Below are 21252 nucleotides of genomic sequence, written 5' to 3'. Positions count from 1 at the left end.
AAATGTGATGCTTTTATCTTTGGACAGGACAGCACCTAGGAGGACAAAACTAGGGTTAAGGGGGAGTCTTTTTGGATCAATTAGCATTAGAGCGTTCAACCACTCGTAAAGTAACAATCCGGTTAATTCCATTTTTATTCTTATGTTTTATTATCGCGATTTTAGACCGAGTTAATATCGGTTTTGCAGCTCTCCAGATGAATGAGAATCTAGGGTTTTCAAATGCTGTATTTGGACTGGGAGCAGGGATCTTCTTTCTTGGTTATTTCATTTTAGAAGTTCCGGGTAGTGCTATCATGACAAAAATCGGGGCGAGAAAATGGATCAGCCGGATTATGATCACGTGGGCCATCATCGCGATATTAATGGCTTTTGTACAAGAACCATGGCAGTTTTATACTGCGCGGTTTTTATTAGGTGCTGCAGAAGCTAGTTTTTATCCATGTATGGTCTTTTATTTGAGTGGATTTTATCAAACGAAACATCATGCTAAAGCAATTGCTGGATTTATGCTGGCCATCCCTGGGGCGAATGCATTGGGTTCTCCGCTTTCTACATTTCTCTTAGGAATTGAATGGCTTGATATATCTGGATGGCAGTGGCTGTTTATTTTAGAAGCGATTCCTGCGCTTATACTTGGTGTAATTGCATTTTTTTACCTAGATGACAAAATCGAAGATGTGAATTGGCTGAATAAAGATGAAAAGCGGTGGCTTATTAACGTAACAACAAAAGAAAGGATGGAAAAAGAACAGGTAAAGCACTATACATTTGCTCAAGCCTTAAAAGATCGGGATGTGTTAATTCTATCGATCGGCTATTTTTGCTGGATGATTGGATATTACGGCATTAATATGTTCTTGCCGACGATCTCACAAGGATTATCTGAAACGATTTCTCTAAGCACACAGGGGATGGGCTGGCTGTTAGGTGTTATGTATTTCTGCGCTATGGTGGTTATGATTTTCGTTGGAAATCATTCTGACAAGAAAAACGAAAGACTCTGGCACGTAGCTGCTTGTTTAACTGTCAGTGCTGTTGCAATGGTCATTAGCAGCTATGTAGCAAATTCAAGTGTTATATTAGCATTTGTATTTTTAACAATTGCGTTATGCGGCGCTTTTGGTGCCTATTCTCCTTTTTGGGCAATTCCGCCTTCTTTCTTAACAGGAGCTGCAGCGGGTGGTGCGATAGCATTAATCAATAGTATCGGAAATCTTGGCGGATTTTTCGGTCCATACATTGTCGGTTATATTAAGGATATGACAGGTTCTTTTAATATAAGTATGATTTTCTTAGGCTTAAGCATGATCCTAGCTTCTCTAATTCTTGTAATTCTGGTGAAACAGTCTGGAAAAGCGCTTAAAGTAAAAAATGACACATATAAATCCAGCATTGAAAAGTCTAGTTGAAAAAGGTTTGTGATTAAGAGCCAATGGGTGATGTTCAGAACGACAGTCATTTTTTGAATATAGAAAACTCAAAATCTTGCAAAGTGTCCATAAAAAATTTAGGGCTAATCAGCGAAAGGGTGATCCAGGAATGAATACTGTCATTCGGGCTGTGGTCACAGACGTTGTGGGGAAGCGGCCATCAAGCCTTGATTTGATGAGGGCATTTGTGAAATAAAAATGATTGGAGGCAATAAAACCATGGTACAGAAATCAAAAGTGCAACAAGATACGATTGTATGCCAGGTGTGTGAAAAAGTGATCGATACAGTTTATAGTTCTGAAGGTGTTAAAGTGTTATATGGTATTTGTCAAAGATGTTTAGGATCAGAAGACCAAAAAGGAGAATAGGTAGGTAAAGGCGTATAGAAATGGAGGTCATATTATAGCCACTATACGCCAGATTTTTTTAAATAAAGGGCTTCTTCTAACAGAGTTTAGCTTTTCCAATATCGTTCATATAAGTTCTGCATGTGGGCAGTCATTCGCTCAACAGCTTCTTTTTCGTTACGGTCCTCAATTGCTTTAATAATCAGTTTATGTTCCTGAAAATTCACTTCGCGGTATTCTGAACGAGTAACGGTTCGGTCACGAATAAACCGCCACATTTCCTGCTGCTTCATAGCATTTGTGATAGCGGACATGAAGGTAATAAATAAATCATTATGTGATGCTTTCGCAATCCCCATATGCAATTGTTCGTCAGTTTCAGGAACGTACACACCAGACATCGTTTCTTCTTCCATTTTTTTTATTGTCTTCCTAAGCTCCTGAATATCATCGTCAGTCGCTCTCAAAGCCGCAAATTTTATAATTAAAGGCTCAATGTGCATTCTTGCCTCCACAATATCTTCCGGAGATGCTGACTCCATGGAAGCAGAAATCCCATTGGTTATTGTGGTATTCTTAACAAACACACCTTCTCCCTGGCGAGAATAAATGACCCCATTCATTTCCAAGGCACTCAAAGCCTGCCTAACCGGCGCGCGGCTGACACCAAACTGCTCACATAATTCCCTTTCTGAAGGCAGTTTATCACCTACTTTAAAAGAACCTAACTGAATTTCCGAAAGGATCTGATTATAAATTTGTATGTATAATTTTTTATTGGAAACAGGATTGAATTTAATAAAAATCATTCCTTTCAATTGTCATACAAGTATATTTATTATATACCTTTCAGATTTGAAGGGCAAAATAATTATTCCTCAAAATGTTTTTGTAATCGGGAACTAAAAGCCTCTGTGCTTACTAATCCTACGGAAATCAGAGGGGAATGAAAGCAAAAGAAGATTGATTAGAAGAGATGCCCGTCCAATGACTTTTATCCCTTAAGAGAGCGGTATGCATAGTAGACAACTGTAAAAAACAAATGAAGAGAATGTAAAGGGGAACCTTAATTTTTTCCGCGCTTATCACGTAGTATGTAGCTGAAAAGAAGGTGAACACAGACAAGTGATTCGTTTTAAAAAGAACCGCCTTCGACCATAATAAGTGTTAGCGGGTTTCCCGTACAATCAGCTGGCTGTCTAGCTGCCGGCAGGCTGCTTCTTAGACGGCATGAACCAAAGCTAACTGTTAAATCGAAATGAAAAAAGGGCCTTTTAAAGCCCCTTTTAAGCCAATTGCCGCACTGGTTGCTCAACATGTTTTAATTTTTCACAACGGACAAACTGACACTGTTGCCTGAGACTGTTACTTTAGCGAAGTCTTGTGTATCAATTACAGGTGTTATTGCTTTGTTGTCGATGGTGATGTTTGTAAAAGATGTTGAAAAATTTGATTTGATAGATTGGCGTGAACCTGTTGTTGCAACTGTAGCGAGCGCTTTCCATTTTGAGATGGAGCCGACATTTGTTTTGCTGATTTCTGAGATGAGACGGCCGTTGTATCCGGCATTGTTCGTGCCCCAGTATGTAGCGCGGGTATTGCCGTTAAGGTTTTTGTAGATGGTAAGTTGTACGGTGCTGCCGGGACGGAAGCCTTTCGTATTCGTGAATTGGCTTCCTCCTTCGAGGTACTGAACCTGATCCTGTCCTTTTGAACCAACTTTCATATATGGTTTCCATACATTATATTTATCACTGTACTGAAGCCCAATATCGGATTCTGTGCCTCCGCTAAAACCAGAGTAGATGTAGGCTGTCCCATTTGAAACCTGAGTGGAGCTAGGAAGCTGGATTTTCGTAACAAGAATGGCACCATTACTGTTCAAGTAAGCCCTCCCGCCGATTCCATCAGTTAGCTGTGATGCAGCTTCTGCGGTTTTTGGACTAATAATACCCGGTACATCTACTGCACATGTGCCAAAAAGCACGGTTGCCGTAAGCGCACCCGCAAGCAGACCTTTTTTCATCATCATTATTTCCCCCTATCATTATAATTAGAAAACGCTATCATCTTGTATTATAAAACATTATGAAAATAATTCCATAATAAACATGCACATAGATACAGAATTTACACATTATGACTTTGTGCATCTGGCAAACGGTCGATTCGCAATCGTGAAAAATCTCCTGTGAAGTGTAAATGTTACGATAACTTTTCAATCGAGACTTGTGTTTTATTGAAATAGAAAAGCTATAGAGAGGGGGGAGAAATAAGAGGGGAAAGAGAGAAAACACTGTAATCAGATATGTGTGTATAACTCAATTGTTTGTTAGAAAAAAAGTGGGCTTTTTAAGCCCGCTTCTTAGTTCATGTTTCTCTTCAGGAGATTGTCTTTTTCATTTACATTCAATGTCCAACATGACTCCTTTGAGTTTCATCTAATATTTCAAACAATCTTTTGTACTTTGATATGACTACTTGGTCCACAATTTTATGGCCAGAATTGAAAAAGGTGATTGAGCCCGATCCTTTACCAAGCTGGTTACGATCTGCAAGAACTTTTTTCAACTGTTTTGCAGTACCGACACTGCCTGAAATAATATCAACTTTTATCCCAAACAGTTTTTCAAAACTGTTTTTGAAAAACGGAAAATGAGTGCATCCTAACACAATCGTTCCATATTGTTTCAGATCAAAAGAAGATAGTTCGTTCTCTAGATATTTAATGATCTTGTCTTCACCAAAATCAAAGTTCTCAGCAAATTCAACTAGTCCTGGAAGAGCTAAGCAATCAACAAGGTCATGGTGATCAATTTCTTTAACTAGATTATGAAATTTCTCTTCTTTAAGGGTCAAATTAGTAGCAACTACCAGAACTCTTTTTCTTTCCTCTGTACATTTATTTATAGCAGGCTTTACAGCGGGTTCGATTCCGATTATCGGAAAGTCGAAATTTCTCCGAAGATCCTCTATCGCAATGCTAGTAGCTGTATTACACGCAATAACAAGAGCTTTGATATTTTGACTGGCCAGAAATTCAGCTGCATTGAAAATATATTCTTTAACTTTACCCTTTGATTTTTCACCGTATGGAACGTTTAACGTATCTGCATAAAAAATGTAATCTTCATAAGGAAGAACTTTTATGGCCTCATACAATACAGTCATGCCACCAATTCCAGAATCAAAAAATCCTATTTTCATCACTTCTCACGCTTTCTGTCTCATTCTTTTTTTTATCATATGACTTTATATCATCTAAATCAAACGAAAAAAAACCATTTTACTATTCGGATTTAATATGGGAGTTATCGATTATTCGAATAGGTAGCAAAACTTGAGAAGGGGAGATAAGATCGAAATGTTGGTGATGTATTGTGGTGAATTCATCAAGATCACACCAAATCAATGGGATGATTGATAACCCGAATCAATTAGCTTTGAAAATGTAGGAGTATTGAGATTTCCAGAGTCAGGGGATGAAATTACGAAAAAAAAAAGCAAACTGCCTGTCGAAGTTTGCTTTTTGCTCTATCAATGAGGTGCGCCTATATTTTTATATCCTCTTGGCAAAGCTGATTTAAAAGCTGCTTAACCGAAATTTCCTCAGTCAATGACCGTATCCCTTGACCTGCCCATAAAGACATCTGATCATGGTTATTTTGAAGTGAAGCCTTCTGTCTCATTGCCTTCGTTAGTGTATTTTGATAAGGGTACGGAAGGGTTTGTGTCTCAAACTGTTCTTTTTCTTCCATCCATTTATTTACGATTCCTCTGGCCTCTTTACCTGAAAATAATGTTGTAAGCTTTGTATCTGCTTCTTTTGCCTCTAGTATTTTCTGTTTATGTACTGGATGTGCGTTACTCTCGTGACAAATTAAAAAGGCAGAACCGATTTGAACGCCTTGGGCTCCAAGGGTTAAAGCTGCTTTTACTCCTCTGTGGTCTATCATTCCCCCAGCAGCTATGACAGGTACGCTCAGTGCATCTGCTGCTTGTGGAATCAGAGCCATTAAACCTACGGCAGATTCACCTTTGGAAGGTAAGAATGCTCCGCGATGTCCACCGGCTTCACTTCCTTGAAGGACTACTATATCCATTCCCCGTTCTTCCATTAACAATGCTTCTTCTACTGTTGAAGCGGTTCCTATTAAACAGCATCCAGCGGTTTTTAGCTCCTTTACTGCGTCTTCAGGCGGCAGATCAAAAGTGAATGAGCAAGCCTTAACCTTGTATTTTAAAATTAGATCAATTTTTTGATAGAAGTCATCCCACTCTTCTTGTACAGATGTGAATTGATTTACTTGATTAGCTAACGGTATGTTTTCTTTCCACTTTTTAATCTGATCTTTTGGTGGCATCTCTAGACCTAACGGAACAAACACATTAATTTGAAAAGGAGCGTCTGTCAGCTCAAACATTTCTTTTATTTGTTGTTCTAGGAGGTCTGGCGTAAGATACCCTGATGCTAAGCTGCCAAGAGCACCTTGATTCGAAACTGCAGATGCAAGTCGGGGCGTTGTAATACCGCCAGCCATTGGAGCTTGAATAATCGGTTTTGTTAAGGAAAACTTCTTCATAAATTCATTCATACCGAATCCCCCCGTTAAGACATGATTTTTGAAAAAAGTGTCATTTTAAAATTTGCTCAAAAACTCGTATTCGCTTAAATATATCGTTTTCCTTCTTTTTGTCAATCTCTCATACCAGTTAACATGACGATAAAGCAGGGGGGATTAAAGTGTATCAAAGATAGTGTCGTCCCATGGCGGCTCTACAAAAACTGAATATTCATGTAGTCCTTCATAGTTGATATCTGATATTGAGATGTCTTGCATCTTAATTTTGAATGATATATAGAAGGACTTCATGTAAAATAAAGCTTAGAAGAATACATCACATTCAAGAGTAAAAAAATCTATAAGACGTACAGATCAATATTCGGTTTTACAGTTAGATATTAAGGCTGAAACGGAGGAACATGCGATGCGAAGTGAGCAGGAAATGATGGACATTTTCTTGGACTTTGCTTTGAACGATGAGAGAATCCGATTGGTCACTTTGGAAGGGTCACGTACAAACAGAAATATCCCTCCTGACAACTTCCAAGATTATGACATCTCGTATTTTGTAACTGATGTAGAATCTTTTAAAGAAAATGATCAGTGGCTCGAAATCTTTGGGAAGCGCATTATGATGCAAAAACCAGAAGATATGGAGCTTTTTCCTCCCGAATTAGGTAATTGGTTTTCATACATCATTCTTTTTGAGGATGGCAACAAATTAGATCTAACCCTTATTCCAATTCGTGAAGCAGAAGATTATTTTGCTAATAACGATGGTTTGGTTAAGGTCTTGCTCGATAAGGATTCGTTCATCAACTATAAAGTGACCCCAAATGATCGCCAATACTGGATGAAAAAGCCGACTGCAAGGGAATTTGATGATTGCTGTAATGAGTTCTGGATGGTTTCGACTTACGTAGTAAAAGGACTAGCAAGAAATGAAATCCTTTTTGCCATTGACCATTTAAATGAAATTGTACGTCCTAATTTATTGAGAATGATGGCCTGGCATATCGCATCTCAGAAAGGGTATTCATTTAGTATGGGGAAGAACTATAAATTTATGAAGCGGTACCTTTCAAATAAAGAATGGGAGGAACTCATGTCTACATATTCTGTGAATGGGTATCAGGAAATGTGGAAGTCTTTATTTACTTGCTATGCATTATTTAGAAAGTATTCAAAAGCTGTATCAGAAAGTCTTGCATATAAGTATCCTGATTACGATGAAGGCATCACTAAGTATACGGAAGGTATTTATTGCTCAGTAAAGTGATAAGAATATAGGATTGTCTTCATATGATATTTGATTCTCGCTGACAATGGAGACCAAGGAGTCACCATGTTTGTAACAAGATGCGTAAATCGTTATGTTTAAGAATGTCTACGCATTTTACTATAATTATTCTTGTCCAAAATTTTTTGTTCTTTTTAACGAAACGAGGCATTATAATTAACCTATAGGCACATTGAAAAAACAAAAAGGAGGATTTTTGTGTTTCAAACCTTAGACCATTTTTTGAAATCTTGGGAGTTCGAAGCAGATGCTACACAGAAACTATTAAATAGTCTGACTGATGAATCACTTAAACAAGAAATAACTTCACAAAATTGGACTCTAGGCCGTATTGCTTGGCATACTGTTGCTGCCATTCGCATCATTACCTCAAACACAGACTTAACGTTCCATGCCCCAGCTGAAGATTATCCTGTTCCAACTTCGGCTCAGTTTATAGCTGACAGCTATCATCAAGCCAGTAATGCATTTGTACAGGCATTAAAAACCCAATGGACTGACCATACACTTCAAGAACGTATCAACTTTATCGGACAACAATTGCCTAACGGTTCACTTTTGATGTTTTTAATTCAACATCAAAACCACCATCGGGGACAAATGACTGTTCTTATGAGACAAGCAGGTTTAACTGTTCCAGGTATTTATGGTCCAGCAAAAGAAGAATGGGCAAAATTTGGTTTGGAAGCCCCGAAAATGTAATCAACCTTTTTATAAAAAGTTACGCTATGACAACATATAAGAAGATGTTTTGATCAATCTTTTTTCAAAACATGTTCTTTTTTTGTTCGTTTACCAATGATAAGAACATATTCGAATCATTTTTATTCCAAACCACTTCAAATGACAACGTTCTTCCGCTTTATTGTTGGCCTGTTCCCAACGATGTAAGTATAAATTTTAATGCTGTCAAATCTTCTAGATACACATGTCTATAGATTCCTCTCTAACAAAACTCCCGCTTTTTCTGCCATCACTCGAGGTGGGTAAGGCATTTCATTTTTCAACCACCATTCGACTACTCCTACGTATGCATTTGCAACAAATTCAGCAACGATCTATGGTTCAGAAATTCCAATCAAACATTCAGGTATTGCTCAATTTCGACTAGAAGCAGCTGCGCCAAAAGGAAGCCTATTGGAAGAGTCTAGCTAAGTTGCAACAAATGGATACAAGAGGGGAACGTTTTCTCAAAAGGGAAGGTAGTGTATTACTGTAATTCATACAATGAGTAAAGCCTCCCAGGTATAATCTTTACTTCGTTCGACAAATTCTGCAAATTGTAGACAACTTCCTGATTATTTGGATAATTAACTGGATAGGAGGGGAAAAGTTGTCATATTTCATTATACTTATCATCGTTCTATTATCGGAGCATTGGTAACAGCAGCAGTCGGTATCATCTCTTCAAAAGTAGAGGTAATCTCGCCGAAAAAAACAATAAAATCTAAAGAGGAAGAACAGAAAAGTTTTTATACGCTGAAATAAAGCAGAGAAAGAGCATCTCCTACGGGGGTGTTTTTTATAGAGGAGTTGGAAAAACTGAATCAGACTAATTTACTTTTAAGATTCACCCTTGAAATCGCTGCACTAATCTCCTTAGGGGTGTTTGCTTGGATAAGCTTTAATGGTTATTTTAAATATGTTTTAACTTGGGTTTTACCTATTGCAGTTATGATTGTCTGGTCTGTATTTGCAGTACCTAATGATCCTAGTCGAAGTGGACAAACTGTAATAGCTGTAAACGGGGTAACAAGGTTAGTTATTGAATTATTGATCTTTGCAATGGCTGTTGCAGCGCTTTATTTTAGTCATTTAAAACCAGTTGGTATTGTCTTTTTATGTCTAATAATACTCCACTACATCTTTTCAGCTGAGCGTATCAAATGGCTTCTAAATCAATAGTTTTTCATATCGGCACTCGTTATTAGAGTGCTTTTTATCATTCTCTGTAGAGCCAGTGATTCTCAGATTAGATTATTGAAGGTTAACGGCTTGGGCACAGTTGCAGTTTAGAACGCATTTTCCAATAAAGAAGGCGGTCAGTTGAAATTCATCATTAAACAATTGTACAAAAGTAAAATTTGTATTTAGAATGTAGTAATAAATAGAAATTCTATAGGAGGGTATCTTGTGGAAGAAAAGAAAAAAGCTTTAATCATTGTGGATGTACAAAAAGCCTTCGATGATAAAAAATGGGGAGAACGGAATAACGTAAAGGCGGAAGAAAACATTAGTAAAATACTAAAATTATGGAGAGAAAAAGGATGGACAGTCATATACATACAACACACTTCTGATAAACCTCATTCTTTATTCCATCCAAAGAATGAAGGGTTTGCGATAAAGGAAATAGTTAAGCCTATGGATGAAGAAGTCATTATAACCAAGACAGTAAATAGCAGCTTTATTGGTACGAATTTAGAAGAATTCTTAAAATTAAATGAAATAAACACTGTAGTCATAACTGGTTTAACCACGCCTCACTGTGTATCAACCACCACAAGAATGAGTGGTAATTTAGGGTTTGATACATACCTGATTTCAGATGCAACAGCAGCCTTCGGAATGAGAGACCAAAATGATACATATTATGATGCGGCGACTATTCATAATATATCTCTAGCTACATTGCATGATGAATTTGCCACAATATTGACAACTGATCAATTAATAAATGATTTTATAAAAACTCACTGATGAAAAACATTTTGGCACAGTAAAACGGCAGGCGCCTTTCCAATAGGAAGGGCGCTTTAATTCGATTTCCTGCTTTACTTGCTCAGAGGAGATGTATCAATGTTTCTTTATCGAATGAAGCAAAGTGGTAAAGCTATTCCATGAATCTTTCAATCAATATCCTTTTATGGATTTACTCGTAAAACGCGAAAAAAAGATCATTCATTTATTTTTGAAATGCATAAAGTACTGACAAGAGCATATTTTAAAAAGCATTTCTTTTTTGTTGACATTCAGAATGGTGAAATGGTTGTTGCTGCTCTATTAAAACATTGTGATAAACCAGACATTAACTTGATCGATTATATAGCAGCAGGGGGGATAACAAAATGGGGGATCCTCAGTATTGAACATGTTGGCGGTGACTAATGAGGCTGAAAAATCTTCCAAATCCTTATAAGAGTCGGCATGGTATTTAGAAGTATTAGGAGTTTCGCCATCTTATCAGGGAAAGAGTTTGGGCAGCAAAATGATTAATGACTGTCTCATATCTTTTATTTCAAAATGCGGGGCGGCATCTTGGCCCTTATCACGAATGCTGATCTCAATAGATCATTTTACAAATCGTATTGATTTTATATTTAAAGATTATCTTAACCTTTCATAAAGATGGAGGTCGAATGAATGTCTTCAAAAGAAAAAAATAGTGTAACCATTTTGACGGAAAGTCAATTGTCTTCGAGAGCATTTAAAGATGAAGCGTATGAATTTTATAAAGAAGTGCGAAAATCACAGCCTCTCTACCCATTATCTTTAGGAGCTCTGGGGAAAGGCTGGCTCATATCGAGATATGATGATGCAATATATTTATTAAAGAATGAAAAATTAAAGAAAAACTATGAAAATGTATTTACCGCAAAAGAAAAACGTCCTGCTCTATTGAAGAATGAAGAGTCTTTAACAAAACATATGCTTAATTCAGATCCCCCTGATCACAACCGCTTGCGAACTCTTGTTCAAAAAGCATTTACGCATCGGATGATTTTGCAGTTGGAAGACAAAATCCAGCATATCGCAGATTCTTTATTGGATAAAGTGCAGCCCAACAAATTCATGAACCTAGTAGACGATTATGCGTTTCCATTGCCGATTATCGTGATAAGTGAAATGCTCGGCATTCCCTTGGAAGATCGTCAAAAATTCAGAGTGTGGTCGCAAGCAATTATTGATTTTTCAGATGCCCCTGAAAGACTACAGGAGAATGACCACTTGTTAGGGGAGTTTGTTGAATATCTGGAATCCTTAGTTCGCAAAAAAAGGAGAGAACCTGCAGGAGATTTAATCAGTGCATTAATTCAAGCGGAAAGTGAAGGCACACAATTAAGTACAGAAGAATTGTACTCGATGATTATGCTGCTTATCGTTGCAGGTCATGAAACAACCGTAAACTTAATCACCAATATGACATATGCTCTGATGTGTCACGGTGATCAATTTGAAAAGCTCCGCCAGCAGCCAGACTTGATGAATTCAGCCATAGAAGAAGCATTGCGGTTTCACAGCCCTGTTGAACTAACGACAATTCGCTGGACGGCTGAACCGTTTATACTGCATGGGCAGGAGATTAAACGGAAAGATGTGATCATCATTTCTTTAGCATCAGCAAACCGTGATGAGAAGATATTTCCAAATGCCGACATATTTGATATTGAAAGAAAGAACAACCGCCATATTGCTTTTGGCCATGGCAATCATTTTTGCCTTGGTGCACAGTTAGCCCGCTTAGAAGCCAAGATTGCGATTTCCACCTTATTACGCCGCTGTCCAAATATACAGTTAAAAGGCGAAAAGGAACAAATGAAATGGAAAGGGAATTTTCTGATGAGAGCACTCGAAGAACTGCCGCTCAGTTTTTAATTTTTTTGGGGGATATGTGATTTTCAAACATATCTCGTTTTACTCCTCAATTAGATTAAACGATAGTAAAAGCTGTAACATAAAAATTTGATATGATAGCTTTTCAAAAACAAAATTTAGCATTATTTATGCCTACCGGGCATGAAAATGTCTTGCAAACACCAATAGTTTCATCCTATCGGTGTTTTTTATTTGTTTTCAGCCTCATTTGGACAAAAAGCTGTTACATAGTAAACGTTTGTTAAGATAAAATAAATGGAGGGCACAGTTTCTAATGAGAAAAATAATGATAGATGGAAGAGACTTTGAAAATATAGAAGTTTTACATGATGTTTTAAAAGATAAATTAGACTTCCCAAACTACTATGGGAGAAATTTAGACACTTTATGGGATTGCCTTACAGGGTGGGTGGATTTGCCGCTCACTTTAGTCTTGATAAATTTTGAGTTTAGTAAAAAGTTTTTAGGTTCATACGCTGATGATGTATTAGAAGTTTTACTAGAGGCTCAAGAGGAATTAGAGGACGAGTTTAAAATAATAATAGAGTAGACTTTCTGTTTTGTGAATTTTAACAATTTTCGTTCGCAGAAAAAGGCAATAGGGCACCACAAATTAAAATTTCGGTGAGACCGCAATAACTTTTTGGCTTCTGATAAGTTTCTTATGATGTTGGTATCAAGTCACACAAGTACATAACTCTCCCATGACTTCTTTCTGATGTAAGTTAATTTCATTATGAGTTAATCGCGAGGATAATTTCAATCTGTGAATAATACTTTAAAAGAATTTAAATTTAAATAATATTTAATTAACGAATAAAAATTCGTTATTATTTAAAATGGATGAAATATAATTCTGTTAAGTTGTATTGGGGGTTATCAAATGAGTATTATGCTTGACGAAACTGATAAGGCCATTTTAAGAGAATTGCAGGAAGATGCTTCAATATCAAATTTAAATTTATCTAAGAAAATTGGGCTTTCACCATCAGCTTGCCTTGCAAGAACAAAGAACCTAGTAGAAGCAGGTATAATTAAAAAGTTTACGACTATTGTTGATGAGAAAAAACTTGGAATCGAAGTCACAGCACTAGCTCTCATCAACTTATCACCCTTAAATAGGGAGACAATTCATTCATTTTTAGAGGATATAAACAAATTCCCACAGGTTCAAGAATGCTACACACTTACAGGAAGCCATGACTATATGCTTAAGATTGTGGCGAAGGACATGGAGAGTTATCGGAATTTTATCATTGATTCATTAATGCAGAACCCTGCTATTAGTGGAGTTGACACAAGCATAGTCATGAGTACAGAAAAAAGAACTGTCAGTGTGCCAATTGATGAAATGTAGGAGGTTGTTGATTTGAATAAAAATAAAGAATCGTTACATTTAAGCTCTCCTGCTATAAACACTCATATGAATAAGAGAGGTCAAATATGGGCTGCATTTCGTTCTGCATTCCCATATACAATTCCGATTTTTGCGGGGTTTTTATTTTTGGGGATAGCTTATGGAATCTTTATGCATTCTTTGGGATTTAGCGCAATCTATCCAATCATCATGAGTTTTATGATATTTGCGGGCTCAATGGAGTTTGTTGCAGCGAATTTTTTACTTGGTGCGTTCAACCCTATGAATGCTCTTTTTTTGACGTTAATGGTCAATGCCCGGCATTTGTTTTATGGAATTTCCATGTTGGATAAGTACAGAGGGACTGGAAAGAAAAAGCTCTATCTGATTTTCGGAATGTGCGATGAATCATTTTCTATCAATTATACCGCTAATGTTCCGGCGAATGTTGACAAGGGCTGGTTTATGTTTTTTGTGACACTGCTTAATCATTTATATTGGGTCGCGGGGGCAGCGATAGGAGGTATTTTTGGGTCGTACGTGAAATTTAATACCGAAGGGCTTGATTTTGTGATGACTGCTCTGTTTATTGTGATATTCATAGAACAATGGATGAAAGAAAAAAAGCATTACAGTGCTCTCACAGGACTTGGACTTTCAGTAGCCTGTCTTATCATTTTTGGCGGAAACCAATTTATTATTCCTGCTATGCTCGCCATTTTAGGGGTACTGACTGTTCTGAGAAAACCATTGGAGAAAGCTGAGGTTTCCGTATGACGATGACGATGACGCAGCAAATGATCACCATTGCAATGGTCGTGCTTGGAACAATGCTGACACGGTTCCTTCCATTCATGATTTTCCCGTCTGGCAAACCGACACCGAAATATGTACAGTATCTTGGTAAAGTGCTGCCATCAGCGGTAATCGGGCTTTTGGTCATTTATTGTTTAAAAGATGTGAGTCTGCTTTCTGGAAGTCATGGCATTCCTGAATTGGTTGGGGCAGCTGCAGTTGTACTGCTTCACTTGTGGAAGAAAAATATGCTTCTTTCCATAGCGGGGGGAACCGTTGTTTATATGGTTTTGGTGCAATTGGTTTTTTAACCGATATCGGAAACTATCAAAATGATCATGCTTTTATTGAACTTGATAAAAATATATAAAACTGACACAAACTTATTTTGGAATCAACACTGCGCCAGTGCAAATAGCATCTGTAATGTTTCCTGGCTATTCAAGAAGTGTCTACTTTAATCGGAGGCTATATAATGTCAAAAAAAGTGTCTGCTTCCTATATCATCATTATAGGATTAATGCTATTTGCATTGTTTTTTGGAGCAGGAAATCTCATTTTTCCGCCTATGCTTGGTCAAATGGCTGGAAAAAATGTATGGATCGCTAATGCAGGTTTCTTAGTGACCGGAGTTGGATTGCCATTACTGGCTATAACAGCATTTGTTTTTTCGGGTAAACAAAACTTACAGTCGTTAGCCAGCCGTGTTCACCCGGTGTTTGGCATTGTATTTACGACGATTCTCTATTTGGCAATCGGGCCTTTTTTCGCTATCCCGAGATCAGGAAACGTATCGTTTGAAATTGGGGTAAAACCTTTTTTATCAAATGATGCAGGCCCTGTCTCATTGATCATATTTACAATATTATTTTTCGGATTGGCATGCTTGTTATCACTTAATCCTTCAAAAATCATTGATATAGTTGGAAAATTTTTGACGCCAATTAAGCTGACATTTATCGGATTGCTTGTAGTGGTAGCTCTTATTCGCCCAATTGGAACCATTCAAGCACCATCAAAAGGGTACACATCACAAGCGTTTTTTAAAGGATTTCAGGAAGGATACCTTACTCTGGATGCCCTTGTAGCATTTGTTTTTGGAATTATCATCGTGAATGCATTGAAAGAACAAGGAGCTTCTACCAAAAAACAGCTGATGGGTATTTGTGCAAAAGCAGCCGCGATTGCAGCTGTACTCTTAGCAGTTATGTATACAGCCCTTTCCTATATGGGGGCTTCCAGCGTTGAAGAACTGGGGATTTTAGAAAATGGAGCAGAGGTCTTGGCTAAGGTTTCATCCTATTATTTTGGATCTTATGGTTCAATCTTATTGGGCTTAATGATTACAGTGGCGTGTCTGACGACAAGTGTCGGACTGATCACAGCGTGTTCTTCATTTTTTCATGAATTATTTCCGAACATTTCTTATAAAAAAATTGCTGTCGTTTTATCAGTGTTTAGTACACTTGTCGCAAATATAGGATTAACCCAGCTCATTAAGGTGTCAATGCCTGTCTTACTGACGATGTATCCTATCGCGATTTCCTTAATATTTTTAATGTTTTTGCATTCTGTATTTAAAGGGAAGACAGAAGTGTATCAAGGCAGTTTATTATTCGCATTCATCATCAGCTTATTTGACGGTTTGAAGGAGGCGGGAATAAAAATTGAAGTTGTGAATCATATTTTCTCTCAGATTCTTCCTATGTATAACATAGGGCTGGGGTGGCTCATTCCAGCTATTACAGGGGGAATATGCGGCTATATACTGAGTATATTCCGAACAAAAACAAGTTGATCAATCAACAGCAATATCACTCAGATCTGCAGGAAGGACAAAGTGCTTGTTCGCCGGTTGCATTGCTTATTAAATGTGTTCAACCAAATTTACAATCATCCTTCCTCTTGCTTCGCCTCTTCGTAAGGTAGGAAGAACATCCGGTAATTGATCAAGAGTTCCTTCATTCTGCACGAAATTTTCTAAATTTGCCGGCTTAAGTTCACTTTCAGTTACAAGTAAATCCCGACCGGAAGAGAAGAAACAAAAATTTTACAGGCTGTTAGCCGAAAGACTGGAATCTGAGTGTGGTATCGCAATTGTATCTATTGTTGAAAATGATAATGCTGACTGGAGTTTTGGACTTGGGGAGGCCCAATTTTTAACAGGTAAATTGTAGTTGAATACTACCCTCAAATGCTTGATTGAAGAAAAGGATAGAGAAACTAGGTTAGCGTAGCAAACCATGGGTTTGCTACGCTTTTTTATGTTTATAAGAGAATAATTAAGGAGGTATTGTGGATTTCTATAAAAATATTTTGACATTTCAGTAAAGAGTAGATATATTTATATATGAACACATGCTCATATATAAATATTATTTGCATCATGTTAGAATGCTTCATAACAGATTTGAAATAATAAATACATATGTATTAAAAACTTTAGTTAAGGAGGAGTTTTTTATGGGTCACAATCATAGTCACAATCATAATGAAGGAGCAAATAAAAAGGTTTTATTGATCTCTTTTATCATGATTACAGGTTATATGATTATAGAAGCTATAGGTGGATTTTTAACAAATAGTCTGGCGCTTTTATCTGATGCAGGCCATATGCTGAGTGATTCAATTTCATTAATGGTTGCCCTGATTGCTTTTACATTAGCTGAAAAAAAGGCAAATCACAATAAGACATTCGGCTATAAACGATTTGAGATTCTTGCAGCTGTGATAAACGGTGCTGCCTTAATTCTTATTTCTCTTTATATCATTTATGAAGCAATCGAACGCTTCTCTAATCCACCAGAAGTAGCAACAACCGGCATGCTTACAATTAGTATCATCGGGTTAGTTGTGAATCTATTGGTCGCTTGGATTATGATGAGTGGCGGAGATACAAAGAATAATCTGAATATAAGAGGAGCTTATTTACATGTAATAAGCGATATGCTCGGCTCTGTAGGTGCCATTTTAGCTGCCATACTTATCATCTTCTTTGGATGGGGCTGGGCAGATCCATTGGCTAGTATCATTGTGGCTATTCTTGTTCTAAGAAGCGGTTACAATGTGACTAAAGATTCCATTCACATCTTAATGGAAGGAACTCCAGAAAATATCGATGTCTCTGATATCATTCGTACAATTGAAGGGACAGAGGGAATTCAAAACATTCATGATTTACACATATGGTCTATCACAAGCGGATTGAATGCTCTTTCTTGCCATGCAGTTGTGGACGATCAACTGACCATTTCAGAAAGTGAAAATATTTTACGCAAAATTGAACATGAACTTGAGCATAAAGGCATTACGCACGTAACCATTCAAATGGAAACCGAAGCGCATAATCACGACAATGCGATCCTTTGTCAGCCCAAAATGGAGAAGCCGCGTGACCACCATCACCATTAAATTTTTTATCTAACTTTATAGTGAGGAGATCAACTAGCATTTTGCAGATTCTGTCTACTGACAATTTGAAATTGGCGGGGTGATAATGTGTACGACACTATAGTAATCGGGGCTGGTCAAGCAGGGATCTCGATAGGATATTATCTTAAGCAGTCCGATCAAAAGTTTATCATTTTGGATAAAAGTCATGAGGTGGGGGAGAGCTGGAAAGATCGGTATGACTCATTAGTTTTATTTACTTCTCGAATGTATAGCTCTTTGCCTGGAATGCATCTTGAAGGAGAAAAACATGGATTTCCTACAAAAAATGAAATTGTTGCTTATCTAAAGAAGTATGTTAAAAAATTTGAAATTCCAATCCAATTACGGACAGAAGTAATAAGTGTCCTAAAAATAAAGAATTATTTCTTAATAAAAACAAATCGGGAAGAATATCAAACGAAGAATCTTGTCATTGCTACAGGGCCTTTTCATACCCCTAGTATTCCATCAATATCAAAGGATTTAGCTGATCATATTAATCAACTACACTCATCACAATATAAGAATTCAAAACAATTGGCATATGGAAATGTACTAGTAGTTGGTGGTGGGAATAGTGGTGCTCAGATAGCTGTTGAATTATCCAAAGAAAGAGTTACATATTTAGCCTGTAGTAATAAACTAGTTTATTTCCCTTTAATGATCGGAAAAAGAAGCATCTTTTGGTGGTTTGATAAATTAGGAGTTTTACATGCAAGTCATACATCAATAGTAGGCAAATTCATTCAAAAGAAAGGTGATCCAGTATTTGGGCATGAATTAAAACATGCAATAAAACAGAAGGAGATCATCTTAAAAAAAAGAGTCATTGCCGCAAAGCAAAATGAAATCATTTTTAAAGATTCATCTACATTAGAAGTAAACAATATTATTTGGGCTACTGGTTTCAGGAATCCCTTATGTTGGATAAATATAAAAGGTGTTTTGGATCAAGAAGGTCGAATCATACATCATAGAGGTGTTTCACCTGTAGAAGGATTGTACTTTATAGGGTTGCCTTGGCAGCATAAGCGAGGTTCAGCGTTGCTTCAAGGCGTAGGAAATGATGCTGAATACATTGTAAAACAAATGAACGGTGGATAAACGAAGCAGAGCAGTAACTCACATGTTTACTGCTCTATTTTATTGTGAATAAGGGTAGCGAAGTGGAGATGCGCCTTCTCTTTTATTTAAGAAGTTAACATAGAAAGAGAAAAAGCACTTTAAGACATACTCATATTTTTATGTTCAACAATGGTCTTAAGGAGGCTGCGCATTGAATTTGTCAGGTACGCATCTTTATGGCGTATAAAGATTGTTGAGATACAGCTATCTTTCTCAGGTAATGGGTGACAATAAACCTTACCTTGTGCAGCTAGATGCATAACAGCAGATTCCGGTACCACTGTTATACCGAGTCCAAGTGCAACACTATTTAAGATTGTCTCCAGGATGTTAAATTCCATCATTCTGTTTGGGAGCACACCTTCATCTTTGAGCCATTGTTCAAGCCTAGACCGATACCCGCACCCCTGATTAAAAACAAGAATCGGAGTCGTTGAAAAATCCTCTATATTAAACGTTTTGTTACTGGTTACTAGAGTAAGTTTTTCAGTATAAACATCATACTGTTCCAGAATAGAATGTTTCAAAGGGCCTGAAATAAAAGCTCCGTCTAATTCGTGATTCATGACCTTTTTAATAAGTTCCTCTGTTAGACCAGCCTGCAATGATAAATCCACATTAGGATACTTTTTATAATAGGAAGCTATGATGGTCGGCAGTATCCTCACTGTTTCCACTGTACCGATTTTTAATATTCCAGATGGTATTTCAGTATCTAGAAAGACCTGCTCCAGTTCTTCAACATCTTTCAAAATTTTGTTAACGTATTCAATCATTTTTCGGCCCTCTGGGCTTAGTGAAACCCCTTTTTTATGGCGATTGAAAAGAGGTGTTTTGAGCTCATTCTCTAATTGCTTAATCCGCGCAGTTACATTAGATTGTACATAATTTAACTCTTTTGCAGCACCGGTAATACTCTTGTGATGGGCTACGCATTTGAAAATTTGTAAGTCTCGCAGTTCCATGAAGATCCCCCCTTCATTAAAGTATCATTATCAATGATGTTTTTCATCACTTTTGTTCATTTTACTTGATGCTTACTTCTTTTTATAATTCTCATTGTAATTTTAAAGAAAAGGAGGGGAATTCAATGAAAAAAAGTCAATTATTCATTGGTGCCCTTACATGTTTAGTGGCAAGTATGTCTTGGGGCGCGATGTTTCCAGTTGCAGATCATGCATTAGAATTTATTGATCCGTTTTATTTTTCATTTATTCGCTACGGTGTGGTAACAATTATGTTAGTGATTTTATTATTAGTGAGAGAAGGAAAAAAATCATTTCATTTAGAGGGTAAAGCAAAATGGATCATTTTATTTGGGGTGATGGCGTTTACTGTATACAATGTTCTTATTTTTTTAGGTCAAAGGTTGATGGGGAAGTCTGGAATTATGACAGCGTCCATTGCCGAGGCACTCATGCCGATGCTTTCAATTGTTATTCTATGGGGATATAAACATGTAAAACCTAAAAAATACACAATGATCAGTATATTGATTGCCTTTTTGGGGGCTTCGATGGTCATAACCAAAGGTAATATAAGTTTCTTTTTTTCATTAGGGGATCATCTATTCTCGCTACTCTTTATATTCATTGGTGTTTTAGGATGGGTTGTCTACACAATGGGGGGACAGTTATTCCAAGAGTGGTCCACACTTCGTTATTCAACATTGACATGTTTATTCGGCACAGCTATAACAGGAATCATGACAGCTATACTTACCGCGCAAGGTTACGTGTCGGTACCGAGTATTAAAGTAGTTGCAGCAATTAAGTATGATTTTTTATTTATGATTACTTTACCAGGTATCATAGCCCTCCTTAGTTGGAACTATGGCATTAAAATCCTATCATCCATTAACGGGATTTTATTTATTAACTTTGTCCCCATCACTACATTGTTAATCATGGTGATCAAAGGATATAACATAACTGCTTTTGATATAGTAGGAACACTGTTTGTCATTATTGGACTCATTTTAAATAACATATATCAGCGTAAGGAAGATTATAAGCAGGTATTGCAAAAAGAAAAAACACATTTGACTATCACTTAGACGGTGGGGGATTTAAAATGTTTGAAGGTTTATTGTTTTTCATTTCAGCTGGAATTGTCTGTGAACTTGCTGCAATTAATAGAAATGGCCGCAAAAATATAAAGCAACAGGCGGAATTGATTCAAATTTTAAGAGAAAACCTTAATAAAGACATCAAATAAATTAAGACGGTTGGGTATTATTGAACACACCAGAAAATTCAGGTGTGTTTTTATTTTGCTTTCTTTTTTAAGCCTTAAAACGTC

General features: G+C 36.9%; 21 protein-coding genes and 2 pseudogenes. 17 read left to right on the top strand and 6 right to left on the bottom strand.

Annotated features, from left to right (window positions below):
• The first annotated feature begins 71 nt into the window (after positions 1 to 71).
• Together M1D65_RS12935 and M1D65_RS12930 are read left to right on the top strand one after the other, a co-directional pair.
• The gene (locus tag M1D65_RS12935; protein ID WP_038829678.1) at positions 72 to 1412 is read left to right on the top strand and encodes an MFS transporter; all 1341 of its coding nucleotides are present in this window, start codon (positions 72 to 74) and stop codon (positions 1410 to 1412) included.
• Positions 1413 to 1631: 219 nt separating this feature from the next.
• Positions 1632 to 1802, top strand: a complete 171-nt coding sequence (locus M1D65_RS12930) for a GapA-binding peptide SR1P (protein ID WP_250634830.1) — start codon at positions 1632 to 1634, stop codon at positions 1800 to 1802.
• Positions 1803 to 1888: 86 nt separating this feature from the next.
• On the opposite strand, the gene M1D65_RS12925 is transcribed toward M1D65_RS12930, so the two are convergent.
• From M1D65_RS12925 to M1D65_RS12910, 4 genes are all read right to left on the bottom strand, one after another.
• Complete coding sequence (locus M1D65_RS12925; protein WP_038829685.1) at positions 1889 to 2590, bottom strand: FadR/GntR family transcriptional regulator; 702 nt, start codon at positions 2588 to 2590, stop codon at positions 1889 to 1891.
• A 512-nt stretch (positions 2591 to 3102) separates the two neighbouring features.
• A complete protein-coding gene (locus M1D65_RS12920; RefSeq protein WP_032726255.1) occupies positions 3103 to 3810 on the bottom strand; it encodes a YrpD family protein in 708 nt (235 codons plus the stop codon).
• Between the two features lie 380 nt (positions 3811 to 4190).
• Positions 4191 to 4988 carry a glutamate racemase gene (gene murI, locus M1D65_RS12915; protein ID WP_124072919.1) on the bottom strand — a complete coding sequence of 266 codons (798 nt, stop codon included), beginning with the start codon at positions 4986 to 4988 and terminating at the stop codon, positions 4191 to 4193.
• Between the two features lie 344 nt (positions 4989 to 5332).
• Positions 5333 to 6376 carry a nitronate monooxygenase gene (locus M1D65_RS12910; RefSeq protein ID WP_070547571.1) on the bottom strand — a complete coding sequence of 348 codons (1044 nt, stop codon included), beginning with the start codon at positions 6374 to 6376 and terminating at the stop codon, positions 5333 to 5335.
• 394 nt (positions 6377 to 6770) lie between these two features.
• On the opposite strand from M1D65_RS12910, the gene aadK reads away from it, so the two are divergent.
• Both aadK and M1D65_RS12900 read left to right on the top strand, forming a co-directional pair.
• Positions 6771 to 7625 (top strand): aminoglycoside 6-adenylyltransferase AadK, encoded by an 855-nt coding sequence (aadK, locus tag M1D65_RS12905; protein WP_046381214.1) that lies wholly within the window; start codon positions 6771 to 6773, stop codon positions 7623 to 7625.
• A 219-nt stretch (positions 7626 to 7844) separates the two neighbouring features.
• Positions 7845 to 8348 carry a DinB family protein gene (locus M1D65_RS12900; protein ID WP_015251612.1) on the top strand — a complete coding sequence of 168 codons (504 nt, stop codon included), beginning with the start codon at positions 7845 to 7847 and terminating at the stop codon, positions 8346 to 8348.
• A gap of 230 nt (positions 8349 to 8578) precedes the next feature.
• On the opposite strand, the pseudogene M1D65_RS12895 reads toward M1D65_RS12900, so the two are convergent.
• Positions 8579 to 8704: pseudogene (locus M1D65_RS12895) on the bottom strand (TetR-like C-terminal domain-containing protein); the annotation flags it as partial.
• 475 nt (positions 8705 to 9179) lie between these two features.
• Here M1D65_RS12895 and M1D65_RS12890 point away from each other — a divergent pair.
• The 11 genes and pseudogenes from M1D65_RS12890 to M1D65_RS12840 all read left to right on the top strand — a co-directional run bounded on the left by M1D65_RS12890 (position 9180) and on the right by M1D65_RS12840 (position 18930).
• A complete protein-coding gene (locus M1D65_RS12890; RefSeq protein WP_072174161.1) occupies positions 9180 to 9551 on the top strand; it encodes a YrdB family protein in 372 nt (123 codons plus the stop codon).
• A 228-nt stretch (positions 9552 to 9779) separates the two neighbouring features.
• On the top strand, positions 9780 to 10346 hold the full coding sequence (locus M1D65_RS12885) for a cysteine hydrolase family protein (protein ID WP_019712537.1): 567 nt from the start codon (positions 9780 to 9782) through the stop codon (positions 10344 to 10346).
• A gap of 663 nt (positions 10347 to 11009) precedes the next feature.
• Positions 11010 to 12242: a cytochrome P450 family protein gene (locus M1D65_RS12880; protein WP_032726245.1), complete on the top strand. Its 1233-nt coding sequence runs from the start codon at positions 11010 to 11012 to the stop codon at positions 12240 to 12242.
• Between the two features lie 274 nt (positions 12243 to 12516).
• Positions 12517 to 12792, top strand: a complete 276-nt coding sequence (locus M1D65_RS12875) for a barstar family protein (protein WP_124072923.1) — start codon at positions 12517 to 12519, stop codon at positions 12790 to 12792.
• Between the two features lie 333 nt (positions 12793 to 13125).
• Positions 13126 to 13599 carry an azlBCD operon transcriptional regulator AzlB gene (azlB, locus tag M1D65_RS12870; RefSeq protein ID WP_021480168.1) on the top strand — a complete coding sequence of 158 codons (474 nt, stop codon included), beginning with the start codon at positions 13126 to 13128 and terminating at the stop codon, positions 13597 to 13599.
• Positions 13600 to 13611: 12 nt separating this feature from the next.
• The gene (gene azlC, locus M1D65_RS12865) at positions 13612 to 14376 is read left to right on the top strand and encodes an azaleucine resistance protein AzlC (RefSeq protein ID WP_038829683.1); all 765 of its coding nucleotides are present in this window, start codon (positions 13612 to 13614) and stop codon (positions 14374 to 14376) included.
• Positions 14373 to 14705: a branched-chain amino acid transporter AzlD gene (gene azlD / locus M1D65_RS12860; RefSeq protein ID WP_003245988.1), complete on the top strand. Its 333-nt coding sequence runs from the start codon at positions 14373 to 14375 to the stop codon at positions 14703 to 14705. The genes azlC and azlD overlap by 4 nt, the downstream gene beginning before the upstream one ends.
• Before the next feature lie 164 nt (positions 14706 to 14869).
• Positions 14870 to 16192: a branched-chain amino acid transport system II carrier protein gene (gene brnQ, locus M1D65_RS12855; RefSeq protein WP_456270589.1), complete on the top strand. Its 1323-nt coding sequence runs from the start codon at positions 14870 to 14872 to the stop codon at positions 16190 to 16192.
• 196 nt (positions 16193 to 16388) lie between these two features.
• Positions 16389 to 16571: pseudogene (locus M1D65_RS12850) on the top strand (tautomerase family protein); the annotation flags it as partial.
• Positions 16572 to 16857: 286 nt separating this feature from the next.
• Positions 16858 to 17805 (top strand): CDF family zinc transporter CzcD, encoded by a 948-nt coding sequence (czcD, locus tag M1D65_RS12845; protein ID WP_021480165.1) that lies wholly within the window; start codon positions 16858 to 16860, stop codon positions 17803 to 17805.
• A gap of 87 nt (positions 17806 to 17892) precedes the next feature.
• Positions 17893 to 18930 carry a flavin-containing monooxygenase gene (locus M1D65_RS12840; RefSeq protein ID WP_029318140.1) on the top strand — a complete coding sequence of 346 codons (1038 nt, stop codon included), beginning with the start codon at positions 17893 to 17895 and terminating at the stop codon, positions 18928 to 18930.
• 119 nt (positions 18931 to 19049) lie between these two features.
• On the opposite strand, the gene czcR is transcribed toward M1D65_RS12840, so the two are convergent.
• Positions 19050 to 19916 (bottom strand): LysR family transcriptional regulator CzcR, encoded by an 867-nt coding sequence (gene czcR / locus M1D65_RS12835; RefSeq protein WP_014480355.1) that lies wholly within the window; start codon positions 19914 to 19916, stop codon positions 19050 to 19052.
• A gap of 125 nt (positions 19917 to 20041) precedes the next feature.
• On the opposite strand from czcR, the gene M1D65_RS12830 reads away from it, so the two are divergent.
• Both M1D65_RS12830 and M1D65_RS12825 read left to right on the top strand, forming a co-directional pair.
• A complete protein-coding gene (locus tag M1D65_RS12830) occupies positions 20042 to 21007 on the top strand; it encodes a DMT family transporter (RefSeq protein WP_038829688.1) in 966 nt (321 codons plus the stop codon).
• A 17-nt stretch (positions 21008 to 21024) separates the two neighbouring features.
• On the top strand, positions 21025 to 21168 hold the full coding sequence (locus M1D65_RS12825) for a YrzO family protein (RefSeq protein WP_017697705.1): 144 nt from the start codon (positions 21025 to 21027) through the stop codon (positions 21166 to 21168).
• Positions 21169 to 21252 lie beyond the last annotated feature (84 nt).

Source organism: Bacillus sp. JZ39 (genome assembly GCF_053903145.1).
The sequence above is the reverse complement of the archived record's forward strand: the minus strand, read 5'-3'. Positions and strand labels throughout refer to the sequence as shown.

Coding starts and splice junctions, on each gene's coding strand:
- M1D65_RS12930 (WP_250634830.1), top strand. CDS start 1,632: ATGATTGGAGGCAATAAAACCATGGTACAGAAATCAAAAGTGCAACAA.
- M1D65_RS12925 (WP_038829685.1), bottom strand. CDS start 2,590: ATGATTTTTATTAAATTCAATCCTGTTTCCAATAAAAAATTATACATA.
- M1D65_RS12920 (WP_032726255.1), bottom strand. CDS start 3,810: ATGATGAAAAAAGGTCTGCTTGCGGGTGCGCTTACGGCAACCGTGCTT.
- murI (WP_124072919.1), bottom strand. CDS start 4,988: ATGAAAATAGGATTTTTTGATTCTGGAATTGGTGGCATGACTGTATTG.
- M1D65_RS12910 (WP_070547571.1), bottom strand. CDS start 6,376: ATGAATGAATTTATGAAGAAGTTTTCCTTAACAAAACCGATTATTCAA.
- aadK (WP_046381214.1), top strand. CDS start 6,771: ATGCGAAGTGAGCAGGAAATGATGGACATTTTCTTGGACTTTGCTTTG.
- M1D65_RS12880 (WP_032726245.1), top strand. CDS start 11,010: ATGTCTTCAAAAGAAAAAAATAGTGTAACCATTTTGACGGAAAGTCAA.
- M1D65_RS12875 (WP_124072923.1), top strand. CDS start 12,517: ATGAGAAAAATAATGATAGATGGAAGAGACTTTGAAAATATAGAAGTT.
- azlB (WP_021480168.1), top strand. CDS start 13,126: ATGAGTATTATGCTTGACGAAACTGATAAGGCCATTTTAAGAGAATTG.
- azlD (WP_003245988.1), top strand. CDS start 14,373: ATGACGATGACGATGACGCAGCAAATGATCACCATTGCAATGGTCGTG.
- brnQ (WP_456270589.1), top strand. CDS start 14,870: ATGTCAAAAAAAGTGTCTGCTTCCTATATCATCATTATAGGATTAATG.
- czcD (WP_021480165.1), top strand. CDS start 16,858: ATGGGTCACAATCATAGTCACAATCATAATGAAGGAGCAAATAAAAAG.
- czcR (WP_014480355.1), bottom strand. CDS start 19,916: ATGGAACTGCGAGACTTACAAATTTTCAAATGCGTAGCCCATCACAAG.
- M1D65_RS12830 (WP_038829688.1), top strand. CDS start 20,042: ATGAAAAAAAGTCAATTATTCATTGGTGCCCTTACATGTTTAGTGGCA.
- M1D65_RS12825 (WP_017697705.1), top strand. CDS start 21,025: ATGTTTGAAGGTTTATTGTTTTTCATTTCAGCTGGAATTGTCTGTGAA.